General features: G+C 68.8%; 13 protein-coding genes. 6 read left to right on the plus strand and 7 right to left on the minus strand.

Annotated features, from left to right (window positions below):
- Positions 1–64: 64 nt before the first annotated feature.
- Together C6P64_RS09150 and C6P64_RS09155 are read right to left on the minus strand one after the other, a co-directional pair.
- Positions 65–3151, minus strand: coding sequence for an efflux RND transporter permease subunit (locus C6P64_RS09150; RefSeq protein ID WP_105748260.1), 3087 nt, complete (start codon positions 3149–3151; stop codon positions 65–67).
- On the minus strand, positions 3148–4386 hold the full coding sequence (locus C6P64_RS09155) for an efflux RND transporter periplasmic adaptor subunit (RefSeq protein ID WP_105748261.1): 1239 nt from the start codon (positions 4384–4386) through the stop codon (positions 3148–3150). The genes C6P64_RS09150 and C6P64_RS09155 overlap by 4 nt, the downstream gene beginning before the upstream one ends.
- Before the next feature lie 206 nt (positions 4387–4592).
- On the opposite strand from C6P64_RS09155, the gene C6P64_RS09160 reads away from it, so the two are divergent.
- Complete coding sequence (locus C6P64_RS09160) at positions 4593–6572, plus strand: sensor domain-containing diguanylate cyclase (RefSeq protein WP_105748262.1); 1980 nt, start codon at positions 4593–4595, stop codon at positions 6570–6572.
- Between the two features lie 59 nt (positions 6573–6631).
- Here the strand turns inward: C6P64_RS09160 and C6P64_RS09165 are convergent, their stop codons facing one another.
- The 5 genes from C6P64_RS09165 to C6P64_RS09185 all read right to left on the minus strand — a co-directional run bounded on the left by C6P64_RS09165 (position 6632) and on the right by C6P64_RS09185 (position 12692).
- Entirely contained in the window at positions 6632–7645 is a 1014-nt protein-coding gene (locus C6P64_RS09165; RefSeq protein WP_105748263.1) for a porin, read from the minus strand.
- Positions 7646–7854: 209 nt separating this feature from the next.
- On the minus strand, positions 7855–9129 hold the full coding sequence (locus C6P64_RS09170; RefSeq protein ID WP_105748264.1) for a M20/M25/M40 family metallo-hydrolase: 1275 nt from the start codon (positions 9127–9129) through the stop codon (positions 7855–7857).
- Positions 9126–10910 (minus strand): 2-oxo-4-hydroxy-4-carboxy-5-ureidoimidazoline decarboxylase, encoded by a 1785-nt coding sequence (gene uraD, locus C6P64_RS09175; protein WP_105748265.1) that lies wholly within the window; start codon positions 10908–10910, stop codon positions 9126–9128. The genes C6P64_RS09170 and uraD overlap by 4 nt, the downstream gene beginning before the upstream one ends.
- A gap of 4 nt (positions 10911–10914) precedes the next feature.
- Positions 10915–11901 (minus strand): allantoinase PuuE, encoded by a 987-nt coding sequence (gene puuE / locus C6P64_RS09180; protein ID WP_105748266.1) that lies wholly within the window; start codon positions 11899–11901, stop codon positions 10915–10917.
- A gap of 32 nt (positions 11902–11933) precedes the next feature.
- The gene (locus C6P64_RS09185) at positions 11934–12692 is read right to left on the minus strand and encodes a GntR family transcriptional regulator (protein ID WP_105748267.1); all 759 of its coding nucleotides are present in this window, start codon (positions 12690–12692) and stop codon (positions 11934–11936) included.
- 109 nt (positions 12693–12801) lie between these two features.
- On the opposite strand from C6P64_RS09185, the gene uraH reads away from it, so the two are divergent.
- The 5 genes from uraH (at position 12802) to C6P64_RS09210 (ending at position 17195) form a co-directional block, all read left to right on the plus strand.
- The gene (gene uraH, locus C6P64_RS09190; RefSeq protein WP_105748268.1) at positions 12802–13158 is read left to right on the plus strand and encodes a hydroxyisourate hydrolase; all 357 of its coding nucleotides are present in this window, start codon (positions 12802–12804) and stop codon (positions 13156–13158) included.
- 12 nt (positions 13159–13170) lie between these two features.
- Entirely contained in the window at positions 13171–14382 is a 1212-nt protein-coding gene (locus C6P64_RS09195; protein ID WP_105748269.1) for a urate hydroxylase PuuD, read from the plus strand.
- Between the two features lie 164 nt (positions 14383–14546).
- Positions 14547–15575 carry an ABC transporter substrate-binding protein gene (locus C6P64_RS09200; RefSeq protein ID WP_105748270.1) on the plus strand — a complete coding sequence of 343 codons (1029 nt, stop codon included), beginning with the start codon at positions 14547–14549 and terminating at the stop codon, positions 15573–15575.
- Positions 15572–16414, plus strand: coding sequence for an ABC transporter ATP-binding protein (locus C6P64_RS09205; protein ID WP_245911686.1), 843 nt, complete (start codon positions 15572–15574; stop codon positions 16412–16414). Before C6P64_RS09200 ends, C6P64_RS09205 begins: the two co-directional genes overlap by 4 nt.
- A gap of 13 nt (positions 16415–16427) precedes the next feature.
- Positions 16428–17195, plus strand: a complete 768-nt coding sequence (locus tag C6P64_RS09210) for an ABC transporter permease (RefSeq protein WP_105748272.1) — start codon at positions 16428–16430, stop codon at positions 17193–17195.
- The last annotated feature ends 63 nt before the right edge of the window (positions 17196–17258 follow it).

Below are 17258 nucleotides of genomic sequence, written 5' to 3' on the forward strand. Positions count from 1 at the left end.
CGCGCAGCGGACGGATGAGGGGGGAGGAGTTACCCCGCCCACCTCCAGCGTCCACAAAAAGGAATCAGGCGTGCGACGCTTCGGGCGTGGTGTCCGGGCCGCTGCCGCTGAAGCGGTCCAGCGCCAGGTAGATCACCGGCGTGATGTAGAGCGTGACCGCCTGCGAGAAGATCAGCCCGCCGACCACGGCCAGGCCCAGCGGCTGGCGCAGCTCGGCGCCGGCGCCCAGGCCGAGCGCCAGCGGCAGCGCGCCCATCAGCGCGGCCAGCGTCGTCATCATGATCGGCCTGAAGCGCAGCACGCAGGCCTCGCGGATCGCCTGCGCCGGCGTCATGCCGTGGTGGCGCTGCGCCTCGAGCGCGAAGTCGATCATCATGATCGCGTTCTTCTTGACGATGCCGATCAGCAGCAGGATGCCGATGGTCGCGATCAGCGTCAGGTCCTGCTTGAACAGCATCAGCGTCGCGAGCGCGCCGACCGCGGCCGAGGGCAGGCCGGCCAGGATCGTGATCGGGTGGATGTAGCTCTCGTAGAGCACGCCGAGCAGCACGTAGATCACCAGCAGCGCGGCGGCGATCAGCACCGCCTGGCTGCCCTGCGAGCTCTGGAACACCGCCGCGTCGCCGCCGTAGCGCGTGATGATCGAGCTCGGCATGCCGATCTCCTCGCGCAGCGCCTCGAGCCGTTTGGTTGCGTCGCCCAGCGCTACCCCGGGCGCGAGGTTGAACGAGACCGTGATCGCCTGCAGCTGGCCGACATGGTTGATCGCGGTCGGGCCGACGCCGCGCTCGACGGTGGCGAAGGCCGACAGCGGCACCAGGGTGCCGGTGCTGGCGCGCACGTAGATCGCGCTCAGGGCGCTCTCGTCGCGCTTGGCCTCGGGCTCGACCTCCATGATGACCTGGTAGCTGTCGCTTGGCAGGTAGAGGGTCGAGACCTGGCGCTCGCCGAAGGCGCTGTAGAGCGCGTTGCGGATCGCGTCGATCGAGACCCCGAGCGTGTTGGCGCGCTCGCGGTCGATCTTGAGCTGGGCCTGCAGGCCGCGCAGCTGCGAGTCGCTGGTCACGTCGCGGAACAGCGGGTCGGGCCGCAGCTTCTGCTGCAGCTTCTGCGCCCAGCTGTTGAGCTCGTCGGCCTTGAGGCTTTGCATGATGTACTGGTACTGCGCCTTGCTGGAGCGTCCGCCGAGCTGCAGGTTCTGCACTGGCCGCATGAAGACGCGCAGTCCCGGCACCGCGCGCAGCTCCTTGCGCAGGCCCTCGATCACCTGCTTGGCCGGCAGCCGCTCGCCGCGGTCCTTGAGCGTGATGAACATGCGCCCGCTGTTCTGCGAGCCGCTGCCGCCGTTGAACGAGCTCACGCGCAGGATGTTGGGGTTGGCGCGGATGATGGCCGCGGCGCTGTCCTGCAGCTTGACCATCTCGGGGAAGGACACGTCCTCGGCCGCCTCGGTGCTGACGCTGATCTGGCCGATGTCCTCCTCGGGGAAGAAGCCCTTCGGGATCACGACGAACAGCCAGGCCGTCAGCGCGAAGGTGAGCAGCGTCAGTGCCAGCATGCTCTTGCGCCAGCGCAGCGCGAGGTCGAGCGTGCGGGTGTAGCCGCGCAGCGTGGCCTCGAAGCCGCGCTCGAAGGCGCGCACCACCAGGCTGGGGCGGCGCTGGTAATGGCTCTCGCCGTGCAGGAAGCGGCTGGCCAGCATCGGCACCAGCGTCAGCGAGACGAAGGCCGAGACCAGGATCGCCAGCCCGACCACCACCGCGAACTCGTGGAACAGCAGGCCGATCACCCCCGGCATGAAGAAGATCGGGATGAAGACCGCGATCAGCGAGGTCGAGATCGAGATGATGGTGAAGCCGACCTCGCGCGAGCCGCGCAGCGCGGCCTGGAACGGGCGCTCGCCGGCCTCGACATGGCGCATGATGTTCTCGAGCATCACGATCGCGTCGTCGACCACCAGTCCGACCGCCAGCGTCAGTCCCAGCAGCGAGATATTGTCCAGGCTGTAGTTCAGGCCCCAGAGCAGGGCGACCGCGCCGACCAGCGACACCGGCAGCGACAGGGTCGGAATCAGCGTCGCCACCGCGTGGCGCAGGAACAGGAAGATCACCAGCACCACCAGCGCGATGGTGCCGACCAGCGTCAGCGAGACATCGTGCAGCGCCTCGCGCACCGACACCGAGCGGTCGTTGACCTGGGTGATCTGGACCGAGTCGGGCAGCTGCTCGCGCAGCTGGACCAGTGCGGCCTTGACCGAATCGACCACCCGCACCGTGTTGGCGCCCGGCTGGCGCTGGATCGCGAGCGTGATCGAGGGCTCGCCGTCGAGGTTGCCGTAGGATTTCAGGGTCTCGACGCTGTCCTCGACCGTCGCGACATCGCGCAGCCGCACCGGGCCGCCCGGGCGGTTGAGCACGATCAGCTCGGCGAATTCGGCCGCGTTGCTGAGCTGCCGGTTGGCCTGCAGCGTCAGGGTCTGGCGCGGGCCCTCGAGCGTGCCGACCGGGGTGTTGACGTTGGCCGCGCGCAGCGCGCTGGCGACCTCGTCGATGCCGATGTTGCGCGCGGACAGCGCCTCCGGGCGCACCCGCACCCGCACCGCGTAGCGCTTGGCGCCGTAGATGTTGACCTGGGCCACGCCGGCCAGGGTAGAGAGCGTGGGCGAGATCAGGTGCTCGGCATAGTCGTGCAGCTCGGCCGGCGCCAGCGAGGGCGAGGTCAGCGCGACCAGCAGCACCGGCGCGTCGGCCGGGTTGACCTTGCGGTAGGACGGCGGGCTGGTCATGTCCTGCGGCAGCGAGCGCTGCGCGCGCAGCAGCGCGGCCTGCACGTCGAGCGCGGCGCCGTCGATGGCGCGGCCCTCGACGAACTCGAGCGTCAGCGAGGTATTGCCCAGCGTGCTGGTCGAGCTGATCTGGGCCAGTCCCGGTATGGTCTGGAACTGCTTTTCCAGCGGCAGCGCGACCGACGACGCCATGGTCTCGGGGCTGGCGCCCGGCAGCGAGGCCGAGACGTTGATCACCGGCGTGTCATAGCTTGGCAGCGCGGCGACCGGGATCGAGCGGTAGCCGATGACGCCGGCCAGCACGATGGCCAGGTTCAGCAGCACCGTCATGACGGGCCGGCGGATGAAGAGTTCGGACAGGTTCATGGCGCGGTCTTCTCACCTTGGACAGCCTGGCCGGTCTGGCCGCCCGCAGCCGGCTGGCCCTCGGGCTTGCCGTTCTTGCCGCCGGCCTTGTCCCCGGTCTTGTCGCCAGCGGGCTTGCGCTCGGCGATTGGCGTGTCCGGGCGCAGGTTCTGCCGGCCGTCGACCACGACCCGGTCGCCGGCCTCAATGCCCGACACGGCGGCGTCGTCGCCCTGCGCCGCGAGCAGCTGGACCGGCTTTTGCACCGCCTTGCCGTCCTGCGCGACATAGACGATAGCGCCGCGCGCGCTCTGGATCACGGCCGGCAGCGGGATCACGATCGCGTCCTCGAGCGCGCGCGTCTGCAGCGCGACCTTGACGAAGGCGCCAGGCCAGAGCCGCGACTCGCGGTTTTCGAAGCGGGCCTTGACCTTGACCGTGCCCGAGGCGGCATCGACCACGCTGTCGACGAACTGCAGCTTGCCCGTGAGCGCCTGCGCCTGCTCGGGCAGCCGGGCCTCGACCTTGGCCTGGCCGCTCTGCAGCAGGGCCAGCAGGTCGGGCAGCGCCGATTGCGGCAGGCTGAAGGCGACATCGATCGGGTCGAGCCGGGTGATGGTGGCCAGGGTCGTGACATTGGCCTGCACCGCGCTGCCGGCGAACACCGGCACCAGGCCGACGCGGCCGGCGCTGGCGGCGCGGATGCGGCCGTAGGACAGCGGCACCTGAGCCGCGGCCAGGCTGGCCTGGTCGGCCTGCAGGTTGGCCTGCTGGGCCTCGACTGCCGCCTGGCTGCTGTCGACCGCGCCTTGCGAGACGAAGTTCTTCGCCAGCAGCTCGCGCGAGCGGGCCAGCTGGCGCTGGGCATCGGCCAGCAGCACCTGGTCCTTGGCGATCTGCGCGCGCAGCTTGGCCACGTTGGCCTCGTCGCTGCGGGTGTCGAGCGTGAACAGCAGCTCGCCTGCGCGCACGGTCTGGCCTTCGCGCACATGGACCTGGCTGATCACGCCGCTGAGTTGCGGCTTGACCTCGACCGCCGACACTGGAACCACGCTGCCGGTGGCGGACAGCGACAGCGTCAGATTGCGCTTGACCGCCGCCACGGTGCTGACCGGCACTGCCGGCGCGGACTTGGCGCCAGGGCTGGCCGCGCCGCCTGCTGGCGCAGAGGGGGCGGGGTCGCCGCAGGCGCTGAGCGTCAGGGCGCCAGCTAGGCCCAGGGTGGCGGTGGCAAGCGAGGTCAATAGCTTTTTCATTCTTTGGGTGCAGCCGTGGCAGATCTGGTAAGCCCCAGCATCATATGGCGCAATTGCGACGCCCGTATGCCGCAGCAGATGCGGCGCGCATGGGCGGCGCTGCGGCGCGCCGGGCCGTGATCGGAGGAGGGTCTGGGCTGGCGACTCGCAGCATCTGTTGTACTATCAAAAAAATGATATTTACATCCGGAATCAGCCCGTAAACGATGAGTGATTCGAGCCAGTCCCCCCCGAACGGCAAGGCCCTCTGGAGCGGGCTGGTGCTGCTCCTGCTCGGGCTGGCCGCCGCCCTGGGCCTGGACCTCTATGCCGAGTACCGGACGGCCTACGCCCATGAGCGCGCGCACCTGGACCGAGTGGCCAGGACGGTCGAGCTCAACCTGAGCCGCAGCTTGCAGACCACCAGCGATGCCCTGGACGCGATTCGCGAGGAGCTGCCCTGGCTGCTGTCGCAGCAGATCGAGCACCAGGACCCCCAGCTGCTGAATCGTCGCCTGCGCACCATGGTCGTGGCCCAGAAGGGGGTGCGCAGCCTGCTGCTCGTCGATGCCGCCGGTCGCCTGGTCGCCAGCAGCCGTCCCGAGCAGGTCGGACAGGATGTGCGCAATGGCGAGCGCTACCAGACCATCAGCCGCAGCCACAACCCCGCGCTGCTCCATGTCCTGGCGCCCGCCATGTCCCCGCTCAAGACCTATGTCATGAGCGTGGGCCGGGTGCTGCTCGACAGCCAGGGCCGCTTCGATGGCTATCTGCTGGCCGTGCTCGATCCCGGGTATTTCTCGGTGCTGCTCGACTCGGTGCGCTATGCGCCGGACATGCATGGCGCGCTGATCCACCAGGATGGCCAGGTCGTGTTCCGCTTGTCGGACCCGCAGGGCCTGACGGAGCTGGATTTGCGCACCCAGCCCGATGCCCTGTATTGGCAGCATGTCCGCAGCGGCCAGGCGCACAGCCTGATCGAAGGCGTGACACCGACCACCGGCCAGGAGGTCCTGGTGGCCTTCCGCTCGATCCGTCCGACCTCGACTCCGGCCGACAAGGCGCTGGCGGTCTTCTTCAGCCGGGACCGGTCTGCCCTCCTGGCCCCTTGGCGCAAGGAACTGGCCATCAGGTCGGCGCTGTTCGCCTCCATGGCCTTGGTGGCCTCGGCCGGCCTGTTCATCTACCAGCGTCGTCGCGCCGCCTATGTCCGGCTGCTCGCGATCCGGGAATCCGACCGCGAGCAGGCCGAGGCCCAGCTGCGCGACAGCGAACGGCGCTTTCGCGACCTGTTCGTGCACTTGCCGGTGGCCTACCAGTCGCTCGACATCGCGGGCTGCTGGCTTGATGCGAACCAGCGGATGGCCGATCTGCTCGGCTTCAAGTCACCGCAGGAAATGATAGGGCTGGACTTTTCCCGCTTCTGGTGCGAGGACCTCCACCGCCCCTTCGACGGCGCCTACGAGCAGTTCAAGGCCAATCACACCATCGATGGGGCAATCACGCAGCGGCAGCGGGATGGCCGGCTGATCAACGTCCTGTTCGCCGGCCGGATCCAGCGCGATGCACAGGGGAACTTCCTGCGCACCCATTGCGTGCTGCTCGACATCAGCGAGCGCCGGGCGATGGAGCAGCATGTGCTGCAGCTCAATGCCGAGCTCGAGTCCAAGGTCGAGGCGCGCACGGCGGCGCTCGCGCAGGCCAACCAGGAGCTGCACCACCAGGCGCGCCACGATGCGCTGACCGGCCTGGCCAACCGGATGGCGGCCAACGAGAGGCTGCGCAGCGAATTCCTGTTGCTGCAGCGTTCGCAGCGCCCCTATGCCGTGCTGCTGCTCGACATCGACCATTTCAAGCAGGTCAACGACAGCCTGGGCCATGAGGCCGGCGACAAGGTGCTGCAGGACGTGGCCCAGCGCCTGCGCGCGACCCTGCGCGAAAGCGACTTCCTGGCCCGCTGGGGCGGCGAGGAGTTCCTGGTGCTGTTGCCCGCCACCGACCGGACCGAGGCCCGTCTGGTGGCCGAGAAACTGCGGCTGGCAGTCGAACAGGCGCCGGACCCGGTGGCGGGTCGCATCACGCTGAGCATAGGCGTGGCCGCGGCCAATCCCGAGCAGCTCAGCGAGAACGATGCCGTCCGGCTGGCCGACCTGCTGCTCTATGGCGCCAAGAACGCCGGTCGCAACCGGGTCCATGCCGGCGCCTAGCCTGGGTCTCGCAGCGCATCAGCACCGCCAGCGCGCGCCGGTCATGAGGCTGCCAGCGCTCAGAAGCGCAGTCGCATGCCGGCCGAATAGCTGTGGCCGCTGGGCTGACCCTCGAGCGCGTCCTTCATGGCCGCCGCGTAGAGCTCGGTCTGCTTGGACAGCGGGTAGAGGTAGCCGACCGAGTAGGTGTTGCGCTCGGCGCCGCTGTCGGGCGAATTCCGGCCCCACTGGGCGATCAGCGCTCCCGGTCCGGCCGGCACGCGCACGCCCAGGCCGCTCAGGTCGCTGTCGATGCCGCTGCTGCGGTTCTCCACCGTGGCGTACTGGGCGAACAGCTTGGCGACGCCGAAATCGTAGGAGGCGTTGAGCTGGGTGGTGCGGGTATCGGCCACGGTGCTGGCGCCGTCCTTTTCCACGTCCTGCACCACCAGCGCGGCGGCCAGCGGTCCGCTGGCATAGGCCAGGTTGACGCTCCAGTTGCCGCCGTTGCTGGCGGTGCTCGGATTGATTTCCTTGGCGGCGCTGGCGGCGCCGAAGCGCCAGCCGTTCCAGCTCGGGCTGGCATAGGCGATCGAGTCGCTCCAGCCGGTATCGCCCGTGACGGCGTTCTGGCCCGAGCCGAAGTAGTGGCGGATGCTGGGCGAATAGCCGAACGAGTCGCCGAAGGCGTTGAACGACAGCGTCGAGAGGAACAGCGCCGTCGTGTTGCGGCCCAGCGTCAGCTGGCCGTAGTCCTTGTGCGACAGGCCGACCGATGCGGTGCGCGAGAACTGGGTGTCGCCGCCAAAGCGGCCTTGTTCGCCGTTGTCGGCACGCAGGAAGCTCTCGAGCTTGAACAGCCCCGACAGGCCGCCGCCGAGGTCCTCGCTGCCGCTCAGGCCGTAGTAGCTGGTGGTCATCTTGCCGCTGTCGAGCGTGCTCTTGACCGGCTTGCCGACGCCGACCTCCTGGGAGGAACCGATGCTCAGGTCGACCAGGCCGTAGACCTTGACCTGGCTTTGGGCCTGGGCGCCGAAGGCGGCCAGGGCCAGGGCAGCGGCGAGTGCCAGCGGGGCGGATTTTGCAAAATGCATGGTGCAGACTCCTGTGGAATCAAGCCGGGGAAATCCGGCTTGTCCTGGCCTGTCTGCAAGCAATGTGCCAGTTCTTCTGGGGCAATCCTGGTGGGATTCCGGCCATGACAGGGCATGGCGGGCGACTGAACCCGCCACAGGCACCAGGGTGGACTGCTACGCCATGATTGCGCACCAAAAACTGTCATCTTGTATGCAATGCTGGCGCTTCAGCCCGCGAGCAGATCCGCCAGCGTGCGCGCCACGACCTGGGTCGCACGCCGCAGGTCCTCCAGCACCAGGTGCTCGTCGGCGCGCTTGGCATGGCTCTCGAACACGGTGCGCGGGCCGGCGCCGTAGATTGCGGCCGGTATGCCGGCGGCGCCGAACAGCCGCACATCGGTGTAGAGCGGCGTGCCCGAGGTCGGGATCGGTTCGCCGAACACCGCCTCGCCATGGCGCTGCAGTGCCGCGACCAGCGCCGCGCTGCCTTCTTGCTGGCGCCAGGACTCGGCCAGCAGCAGGCGCTTGATCTCGACCGTGATGCCGGGGAAGCCGGCCGCTGCCTCGGCGATCACGCGCCGGATCTCGGCCTCGACCTCGGCCGGGTTTTCCTCCGGGATCATGCGCCGGTCGAGCCTGAGAACCACCTTGCCCGGCACCACGTTGGTGTTGGTGCCACCCTCGATGCGGCCGACATTCAGGTAGGGATGCTTGATCCCTGCTACCCCGGACGTGATGCCTTGGTAATGCTGGTTCTGCGCGTAGAGCGCATTGAGGATCTGGACCGCGCCCTGCAGCGCGTCGATGCCGGTGTCGGGAATCGCGGCATGCGCCATCTGCCCATGCACCGTGACTTCGAGCTGCAGGCAGCCGTTGTGCGCGGTCACGACCTGGTAGCTGAAGCCGGCCGCCAGCAGCAGGTCGGGCCGGGTCAGCTGCTCGCGCAGCAGCCAGCCGGGGCCGAGCTCACCGCCGAACTCCTCGTCGTAGGTGAACAGCAGCTCGACCCCGCCCTTGAGCGCGACGCCCTGGGCCTGTGCCACGGCCTCGAGCGCGCGCAGCGCGAAGGTGTAGCTCGCGAAGTCGCTCTTGCTGACCGCGGCGGCGCGGCCGTAGAGCTTGCCATCGACCACCTCGCCGCCATAGGGGTCGTGGCTCCAGCCTTCGCCGGGTGGCACCACGTCGCCATGGGCGTTGAGCCCGATGACCGGGCCGCCCGCGCCATAGCGGCGGCGCACGATCAGGTTGGTCAGCGACTCCAGCCCGTAGTCATGTACCTGCTGCGCCGGCACCGGGTGCTTTTCCGCTGCCAGGCCGAAGCCGGCCAGCAGCTCGGCGGTGCGCTCGGCATGCGGCGCGTTGTTGCCCGGCGGCGTGTCGGTCGGCACGCGCACGAGTTGCTGCAGGAAGCTGACTTCCTGCTCGAAATGCTGGTCGATCCAGCCGTCCAGCGCGGCGTACAGGGCAGGGTCGATGGCAGTGGAGGGGGCGGTCGGGGTCATGCGGTGTCCTTGGCGAGATGGTCGAGCAGCTGCTGCAAGGCGCGCACGGCCAGTTCGGCGTCGTCGCAGCTGGTGGATTCGAGCGGGTTGTGGCTGATGCCGGCATTGAGTCCGCGCACGAACAGCATCGCCTGCGGCAGCATGTCGTGCAGCTTCATCGCATCGTGGCCGGCACCGCTGGGCAGGCGATGCACGGGCAGCCCGAGCGCGGCGACTGCCCGCTCCCAGCGCGCCTGCCAGGCGGGGGCTGATGGCGCGGCGGCGGCGCACAGGGTCTGCCGGATCTCATGGCCCAGGCCGCGCCGTTCGCAGATGCGCTGCAGCTCGGCCAGCGTGTCGGCGACGCAGGCGTCGCGCACCGCGTCGCTGGTGGCGCGGATGTCGAGGCTGAAGCGGCAGCAGCCCGGCACCACGTTGACCGACCCGTTCGGCACCTCGAGCAGGCCGATGGTGCCGACCAGGTCGGGCACCTGCGCGGCGCGGCGCTCGAGGAACAGCAGCAGCTCGGCGGCGGCGGTGGCGGCGTCGCGGCGCAGCGCCATCGGCGTGGTGCCGGCATGGCTGGCCTGGCCGTTGATCTGGCCCAGGTAGCGCCGGCTGCCGTTGATCGAGCTCACGCTGCCCAGCGGCAGGTCCAGGCCGTCGAGCACCGGCCCCTGCTCGATGTGGACCTCGACGAAGCCCAGGTACTGCGCCGGATCGCGCGCCAGCGCCGCGATCGCCTCCAGGCTCGCGGGCAGGCCGGCCTGGCGCATCGCGTCGCGCATGCTGATGCCCGCGCCATCGACCTGCTCGAGCCAGGCCGGATCGAACTGGCCGGCCAGCGCGCCCGAGCCCAGGAAGGTGGCCGGGTAGCGCTGGCCTTCCTCCTCGGCGAAGGCCACCACCTCGATGCCGAACGGCAGCCGCCGGCCCTGGCGGAACAGTTCGCGCACGCAGGCCATCGGCACGAAGATGCCCAGCCGGCCGTCGTACTTGCCGCCGTTGCGCACCGTGTCGTAGTGGCTGCCGGTCAGCAGGCGCCGGGCGGATGGGTCCTGGCCATGGTAGACGCCGACCACGTTGCCGACCGCGTCGATGCCGACCTGGTCGAAGCCGCATTCGGCCGCCATCCATTGCGCGATCTGCGCCGCGCAGGCGCGATGCGCCGGGCTCAGGTAGGTCACGGTCAGGCCATCGTCCTGCTCGCTGTGTACGGCCAGCTGCTCGCACCAGTCCCAGACCTGCTGGCCGAGCAGGGGCTCGAAGCCGAACTTCTCGTTCAGGCGGATCTCGGCGATGCGGTGGATGTTGCGCAGTGCCTCGGCGCGCTCGAAGTCCGGCTGGTTGCGCAGCCGGCGCGCGAAGGTCGCGATGATCTCCGACCTGGCCAGCCCCTGGCCGCGTGGCCCGCGCACCGCCAGGATGAAGGGAAAGCCGAAGCGGGCCTTGTAGTCGGCGTTGAGCTGCTGCAGGCGGGTGAATTCCTCGGGCGTGCAGTCGGTCAGGCCGGCCTTGCCCTGCTCGTGCGTGGATTCGGCGGTCAGGTGGCGCGCCACCATGGCCTTGCCGGCCAGTTCGGGGTGGGCGCGGATCAGGCCGAGCTGCTCGTCCGGGCTTGACTCGCGCACCACCTCGACCAGCGCACGCTTGAGCGCGGCCAGGCTGGCGAAGGGACGCCGGACGGCGGCGCGCTCGGCGATCCAGGGACTGTGCTCGTAGCTGCCGTCGAGCAGGGCAGTGAACTCGGTGGCCGTGGCGGCGTTGAGCCGTTCCAGGCTCAGGATGGATGGAGGGGTCATGGCTTCACTCCCAGACGAACGCGGTGGCAGGGTCGAAGGGATGGGTCGCCTTCCAGTGGCGCGCGATGTCGATGCGCCGCGTCACCCAGACCCGGTCATGCTGCTCGACATAGTCGAGGAAGCGCTGCAGCGCGCGCATTCGGCCCGGTCGGCCCAGCAGGCGGCAGTGCATGCCGATGCTCATCATGGCCGGGCGCTCCTCGCCTTCGGCGTAATGCACGTCGAAGGCGTCCTTCAGGTACTGGAAGAACTCGTCGCCATGGCTGTAGCCCTGCGGCAGCGCGAAGCGCATGTCGTTGCAGTCCAGCGTGTAGGGCACGACCAGATGCGGTGCCAGCGCGCCATCGGACTTGCGTACCTGGAGCCAGAACGGCAGGTCGTCGCCGTAGTAGTCGCTGTCGTATTCGATGCCGCCGTGCTCGACCACCAGGCGGCGCGTGTTCGGGCTGTCGCGCCCGGTGTACCAGCCGGCGCCATGGATGATGCCGGCCTGGCCCGGGCGCTGGCCGGTCAGGCGCTCGATGCTGGCCAGGCCGCGCTGCAGATGCTCGCGCTCGGTGGCCTCGTCGACGTTCTGGTAGTGGATCCAGCGCCAGCCGTGGCAGGCGATCTCGTGGCCGAGCTCGACGAAGGCAGCCGTCACCTCGGGGCAGCGCTCGAGCGCCATGCCGACCCCGAACACGGTCAGCGGCAGGCCGCGCCGTTCGAACTCGCGCAGCAGGCGCCAGACGCCGACGCGCGAGCCGTACTCGTAGATGCCCTCCATGCTCAGGTGGCGCGCCGGATAGGCCGCCGGGTTGAACATCTCGGACAGGAACTGCTCGCTGCCGGCGTCGCCATGCAGCACCGAGTTCTCGCCGCCTTCCTCGTAGTTGAGGACGAACTGGAGCGCGACGCGCGCCTGGCCAGGCCAGCGGGCGTGCGGCGGGTTGCGGCCGTAGCCGGCCAGGTCGCGCGGGTAGGGGGTCGGGTGGGGCAGTGAGTTGGCCATGGGGATAGGTCCAGGGGCGGTGGGGTCGGAAATCAGTGCAGCGGCCGCAGCACGTCGGCGAGGTCGGGGCTCTTGGGGTCGAGCCGCAGGTTGCGCTCCACGCTCGCGATATGCTGCTCCATCAGCCGCACGGCAGCGCGGGCATCGCGTTTTTCCAGCGCATCGACCAGTCGCACATGGTCGTCCTGCGAATGCTGGGCCGAGTGCGAGGACTGGTACATCAGCGAGATCAGCGAGGAGCGGCTCAACAGGTCGGCCAGCAGGTCGGCCAGCACCTCGTTGCCCAGCATGCGCGCCAGCACCATGTGGAAGTCGGCCAGCAGCCGAGTGCGGCCCGGCACGTCGACCCGCGCCACTGCCTCGCGCTCCTGCTGCAGGTGTTCGCGCAGGGTGGCGATCTGCGGCTCGGTGATGCAGGTGCAGAGCTGGCGCAGCATCGCGCTCTCGAGCATCAGCCGGACCTGGAACACCTGGCGTGCCTCGTCGATGCTGGGCGTGGCGACGAAGGCGCCGCGCGCCGGCTCCAGCGTCACCAGGTGGTCGCGCGAGAGCTGGTTCAGCGCCTGCCGTACCAGGGTGCGCGAGACCTGGAAGATGTCGGCGATCTTCTGCTCGGCCAGCTTGGTGCCCGGCATCAGGCGCCGCTCGACGATCGCGGTCGTGATCGCCTCGACTATCCTTTGCGTGGCGCCTGGGGCCGCATCGCCGCTGCGGCTGGCCGCTTCCGGTCGGGGCTCGCGCAGGGACTCGGTGGAGGGCTGCGGCTGGGTGTTCTGTCTCTTCGGGGGCATGGTTATTGCTTGAACGGTTGCTGCAAATGTGCACCAGACTGTATACAGTCATTTCGCCAACATGCAAGAACCGGACCCGGCCGCTTGCATCCCGAAGAAAGGAAATCCGATGGGACATCTCAGTACCCACGTGCTCGACACGATGAATGGCTGCCCCGCCGCCGGCATGCAGCTGACGCTGCAGCGCCAGCAGGCCGAGGGCTATGTCACGCTGCAGACCTTGGTGCTCAATGCCGACGGTCGCCCGCCGCAGGGACCCCTGCTCGATGCCGCCACGCTGGCCGTCGGGCGCTACCGCCTGCTGTTCGAGGTCGGCGCCTATTTCCGCGCCCGCGGCGTCGCGCTGCCCGAGCCGGCCTTCCTCGACTGCGTGCCGGTCGAGTTCGGCGTCGCCGATGCGGCCGCCCACTACCATGTGCCGCTGCTGGTCAGTCCCTGGTCCTATTCCACCTACCGTGGCTCCTGAAGCGAGGTTTCGATGGATTCCTACCTGCTCGACTGGCTCAACCTGCTGCTGCGCTGGGGCCATGTCATCACTGCGGTGGCCTGGATCGGCGCCTCCTTCTATTTCGTCATGCTCGACAACAGCCTGTCGCCGCCCGCGCATGCCGACCTCAAGGCCAAGGGCGTGGACGGCGAGCTGTGGGCAGTGCACGGCGGTGGCTTCTACCATTCCAACAAGTACATGCTGGCGCCCAACTGGCTGCCGCTGCCGCAGAACCTGCACTGGTCCTACTGGGAAAGCTACTCGACCTGGCTGACCGGCTTCGGCCTGTTCACCTCGCTCTACCTGTTCAATGCCGGCAGCTTCCTGATCGACAAGAGCGTCCATGACTGGTCGCCCGCGGCGGCGATCATGGCCGCGCTCGGCTTCCTGGCGGTGTTCTGGCTGCTCTATGACGCCATCTGTCGCAGCCTGGGGCGGCGCCGGCATGGCGACCTGATCGTAGGCGCTGCCGTGCTGGGCCTGCTGACCTTGGCCGCCTGGCTGGCCTGCCAGCTGTTCGCGGGCCGGGCTGCCTTCCTGCTGGTCGGCGCCATGCTGGCGACCGCGATGAGCGCCAATGTCTTCTTCCTGATCATTCCGGGCCAGCGCCAGGTGGTGGCGGCGCTGCGCGCCGGCCTGCCGCCCGATCCGGTCCACGGCCAGCGCGGCAAGCAGCGCAGCGTGCACAACACCTATTTCACCTTGCCGGTGCTGATCGCGATGCTGTCCAACCACTACGGCTGGCTCTACCAGGCCCAGCACAACTGGCTGGTGCTGGTGTTGCTGATGCTGGCCGGCGCGCTGATCCGGCACAGCTTCGTGGCGCGGCACCGCGCCCATGTGCAGGGCCGGCGCGCGCCCTGGGAAGCGGCCGGCGCCGGCCTGCTGGTGCTGGCGGGACTGGTGTTCTGGCTGGCGCCAGCCCCACCCGCGCCGGCCCTGGCGGCCGAAGCCAAGCGTCCGGCCAGCCTGGCCGAACTGAAAGCCGTGATCGACCAGCGCTGCGTGCTCTGCCACAACGCCGAGGTGCAGAACAAGGGGGTCGCCCTGCACACCGATGAGCTGATCGTCCGGCACGGCCAGGCCATCTACCAGCAGGCGGTGCTGCTGCGCCAGATGCCGCTCAACAACGCGACCGGCATCACCGAGGCCGAGCGCCTCGTGATCCGGCGCTGGTTCGATGCCGGCATGCCCGGCCACTGAGCCCGGACCCCCGATCTGGTGCGCCGAACGGCTCGAACTGGTGCATGGATTGAGCTGAAACTGTATACAAACCTGTATCCAGATCATGCCGGGCCTGGCATCGATCTTGCAAATGAAGACCAGGCCGCCGCGAGCGGTTCCCAGCTCATCACCTTGGAGTCTTCATGAACAAGCGCCAATTCCTGCAAGCCACCGCCGCCCTGGCCCTTGCCACCCTCGGCCAGGCCCATGCGCAGACCCCGCTCAAGTTCCAGCTCGACTGGCGCTTCGAGGGCCCCTCGGCCCTGTTCGTCCAGCCGGCGGCCAAGGGCTATTTCAAGCAGGCCGGTCTCGATGTGACGATCGATGCCGGCAACGGCTCCAGCGGCACCGTGACCCGTGTCGCCTCGGGCAGCTACGACATCGGCCTGGCCGATGTCGCGGCGCTGATGGAATTCCACGCCAACAACCCCGATGCCCCGAACAAGCCGGTCGCGGTCATGATGGTCTACAACAACACGCCGGCGGCGGTGCTGGCGCTCAAGAAGTCGGGCATCAAGTCGCCGGCCGACCTCAAGGGCAGGAAGCTCGGCGCCCCGGTGTTCGACGCCGGCCGCAAGGCCTTCCCCATCCTCGACAAGGCGAACAAGATCGGCGCCGTCAGCTGGACCGCGATGGAGCCCTCGCTGCGCGAGACCATGCTGGTCCGCGGCGATGTCGACGCCATCACCGGCTTTTCCTTCACCTCGCTGCTCAACCTCGAGGCGCGCGGCATCAAGGCCGACGAGGTCGTGCTGCTGCCCTACGCCGATCATGGCGTCAAGCTCTACGGCAACGCCATCATCGCCTCGCCCAAGCTGATCAAGGAGAACCCGGCCGCGCTCAAGGCCTTCCTGAGCGCCTTCGCCAAGGGCGCCAAGGAAGTCATGGCCAACCCGCCGGCCGCGCTGGAGGCGGTCAAGGCACGCGACGGCATCATCAACGTCCCGATGGAAACGCGCCGGCTGCAGCTGGCCATCGATTCGGTCGTCGCCAGCCCCGACGCGCGGCGCGAGGGCTTCGGCCGCGTCGATGCGGGCCGCCTGAGCCTGATGGCGAGCCAGGTCTCGGACGCCTACGCGACCAAGACCCGGGTCGATGCCGGCGCGGTCTGGAACGGCAGCTTCCTGCCGCCGGCGGCCGAGCTCGACATCCTGCCCAAGGCCAGGAAATGAGGACCGACACGATGGACAGCGCCACCGAAGCTCCCTTCGTCGATTTCCAGAATGTCTGGCTGGCCTACAACGAGGAACTCTGGGCCGAAGGCAAGTTCGCGGTCGAGGACATCAACCTGCAGGTCAAGCGTGGCGAGTTCATCGCCATCGTCGGGCCCTCGGGCTGCGGCAAGTCGACCTTCATGAAGCTGACCACCGGCCTGAAGGCGCCGAGCCGCGGCAGCATCAAGGTCGACGGCCAGCCGGTCACCGGCCCGCTCAAGATCTCGGGCATGGCCTTCCAGTCGTCCTCGCTGCTGCCCTGGCGCAGCACGCTCGACAACGTGCTGCTGCCGCTCGAGATCGTCGAGCCCTACCGCGCGACCTTCAAGCAAAAGCGGGCGGAATATGTCGAGCGCGCGCGCGGCCTGCTCGCCACCGTCGGCCTGGCCGGCTACGAGGACAAGTACCCGTGGGAGCTGTCGGGCGGCATGCAGCAGCGCGCCAGCATCTGCCGCGCGCTGATCCACCAGCCCAAGATGCTGCTGCTCGACGAGCCCTTCGGCGCGCTCGACGCCTTCACGCGCGAGGAGCTCTGGTGCACGCTGCGCGACCTGCACGCGGCGCAGGGCTTCAACGTGATCCTGGTCACGCATGACCTGCGCGAGAGCGTGTTCCTGGCCGACACCGTCTACGTGATGAGCAAGAGCCCGGGCCGCTTCGTCGTCAAGCGCGAGATCGAGCTGCCGCGCCCGCGCGACCTCGAGCTGACCTACACCCCGGCCTTCACCGACATCGTGCACGAGCTGCGCGGCCATATCGGCGCCATGCGCAAGGCCGGCGCCGTCATCAACCAATGAACCGGAGCCTGCCATGAAAAGCAAGAACATCGAACGCTGGTCGCCCTGGCTGCTGCTGCTGCTGACCATCGTGCTGTGGCAGACGCTGACCAGCGCCTTCCAGGTCTCGGAATTCATCTTCCCGAGCCCGGCGCGCATCCTCGAGCAGGCGATCGAATACCACGCCGTGATCGCGGGCCACGCCTGGCGCACCTTCTGGGTCACGATGGCGGGCTTCGGCCTGGCCATCCTGGTCGGCGTGCTGCTGGGCTTCCTGATCGGCAGCTCGCGTGTCGCCTACGCGGCGGTCTATCCGCTGATGACGGCCTTCAACGCGCTGCCCAAGGCGGCCTTCGTGCCGATCCTGGTGGTCTGGTTCGGCATCGGCATCGGCCCGGCGATCCTGACCGCCTTCCTGATCAGCTTCTTCCCGATCACGGTCAACATCGCGACCGGCCTGGCCACGCTCGAGCCCGAGCTCGAGGACGTGCTGCGCGTGCTCGGCGCCCGGCGCTGGGACGTGCTGATGAAGGTCGGCCTGCCCAGGTCGCTGCCGTATTTCTTTGGCTCGCTCAAGGTCGCGATCACGCTGGCCTTCGTCGGCACCACGGTGTCCGAGATGACGGCGGCCAACGAGGGCATCGGCTACCTGCTGATCTCGGCCGGCTCGGCGATGCAGATGGGGCTGGCCTTCGCCGGCCTGCTGACCGTCGGCGTGATGGCGATGCTGATGTACGAGCTGTTCAGCCTGATCGAGAAGCACACCACGGGTTGGGCGCACCGGGGCTCGCAGGGGCATTGAGGCGCCGCACCGCGATGCCGTGCGCAAGCGCCGGCCTTTGAATTACTAACAGGCCGTTGAAAA

This window comes from Malikia granosa (assembly GCF_002980595.1).
Lineage (GTDB): Bacteria > Pseudomonadota > Gammaproteobacteria > Burkholderiales > Burkholderiaceae_C > Malikia > Malikia granosa.

Bases quoted from the DNA above. Each gene is read 5' to 3' on its own strand.
- C6P64_RS09170 (WP_105748264.1), bottom strand. From the start codon at position 9,129: ATGACCCCGACCGCCCCCTCCACTGCCATCGACCCTGCCCTGTACGCC.
- C6P64_RS09155 (WP_105748261.1), bottom strand. From the start codon at position 4,386: ATGAAAAAGCTATTGACCTCGCTTGCCACCGCCACCCTGGGCCTAGCT.
- puuE (WP_105748266.1), bottom strand. From the start codon at position 11,901: ATGGCCAACTCACTGCCCCACCCGACCCCCTACCCGCGCGACCTGGCC.
- C6P64_RS09205 (WP_245911686.1), top strand. From the start codon at position 15,572: ATGAGGACCGACACGATGGACAGCGCCACCGAAGCTCCCTTCGTCGAT.
- C6P64_RS09200 (WP_105748270.1), top strand. From the start codon at position 14,547: ATGAACAAGCGCCAATTCCTGCAAGCCACCGCCGCCCTGGCCCTTGCC.
- C6P64_RS09165 (WP_105748263.1), bottom strand. From the start codon at position 7,645: ATGCATTTTGCAAAATCCGCCCCGCTGGCACTCGCCGCTGCCCTGGCC.
- C6P64_RS09210 (WP_105748272.1), top strand. From the start codon at position 16,428: ATGAAAAGCAAGAACATCGAACGCTGGTCGCCCTGGCTGCTGCTGCTG.
- C6P64_RS09150 (WP_105748260.1), bottom strand. From the start codon at position 3,151: ATGAACCTGTCCGAACTCTTCATCCGCCGGCCCGTCATGACGGTGCTG.
- C6P64_RS09195 (WP_105748269.1), top strand. From the start codon at position 13,171: ATGGATTCCTACCTGCTCGACTGGCTCAACCTGCTGCTGCGCTGGGGC.
- C6P64_RS09185 (WP_105748267.1), bottom strand. From the start codon at position 12,692: ATGCCCCCGAAGAGACAGAACACCCAGCCGCAGCCCTCCACCGAGTCC.
- C6P64_RS09160 (WP_105748262.1), top strand. From the start codon at position 4,593: ATGAGTGATTCGAGCCAGTCCCCCCCGAACGGCAAGGCCCTCTGGAGC.
- uraD (WP_105748265.1), bottom strand. From the start codon at position 10,910: ATGACCCCTCCATCCATCCTGAGCCTGGAACGGCTCAACGCCGCCACG.
- uraH (WP_105748268.1), top strand. From the start codon at position 12,802: ATGGGACATCTCAGTACCCACGTGCTCGACACGATGAATGGCTGCCCC.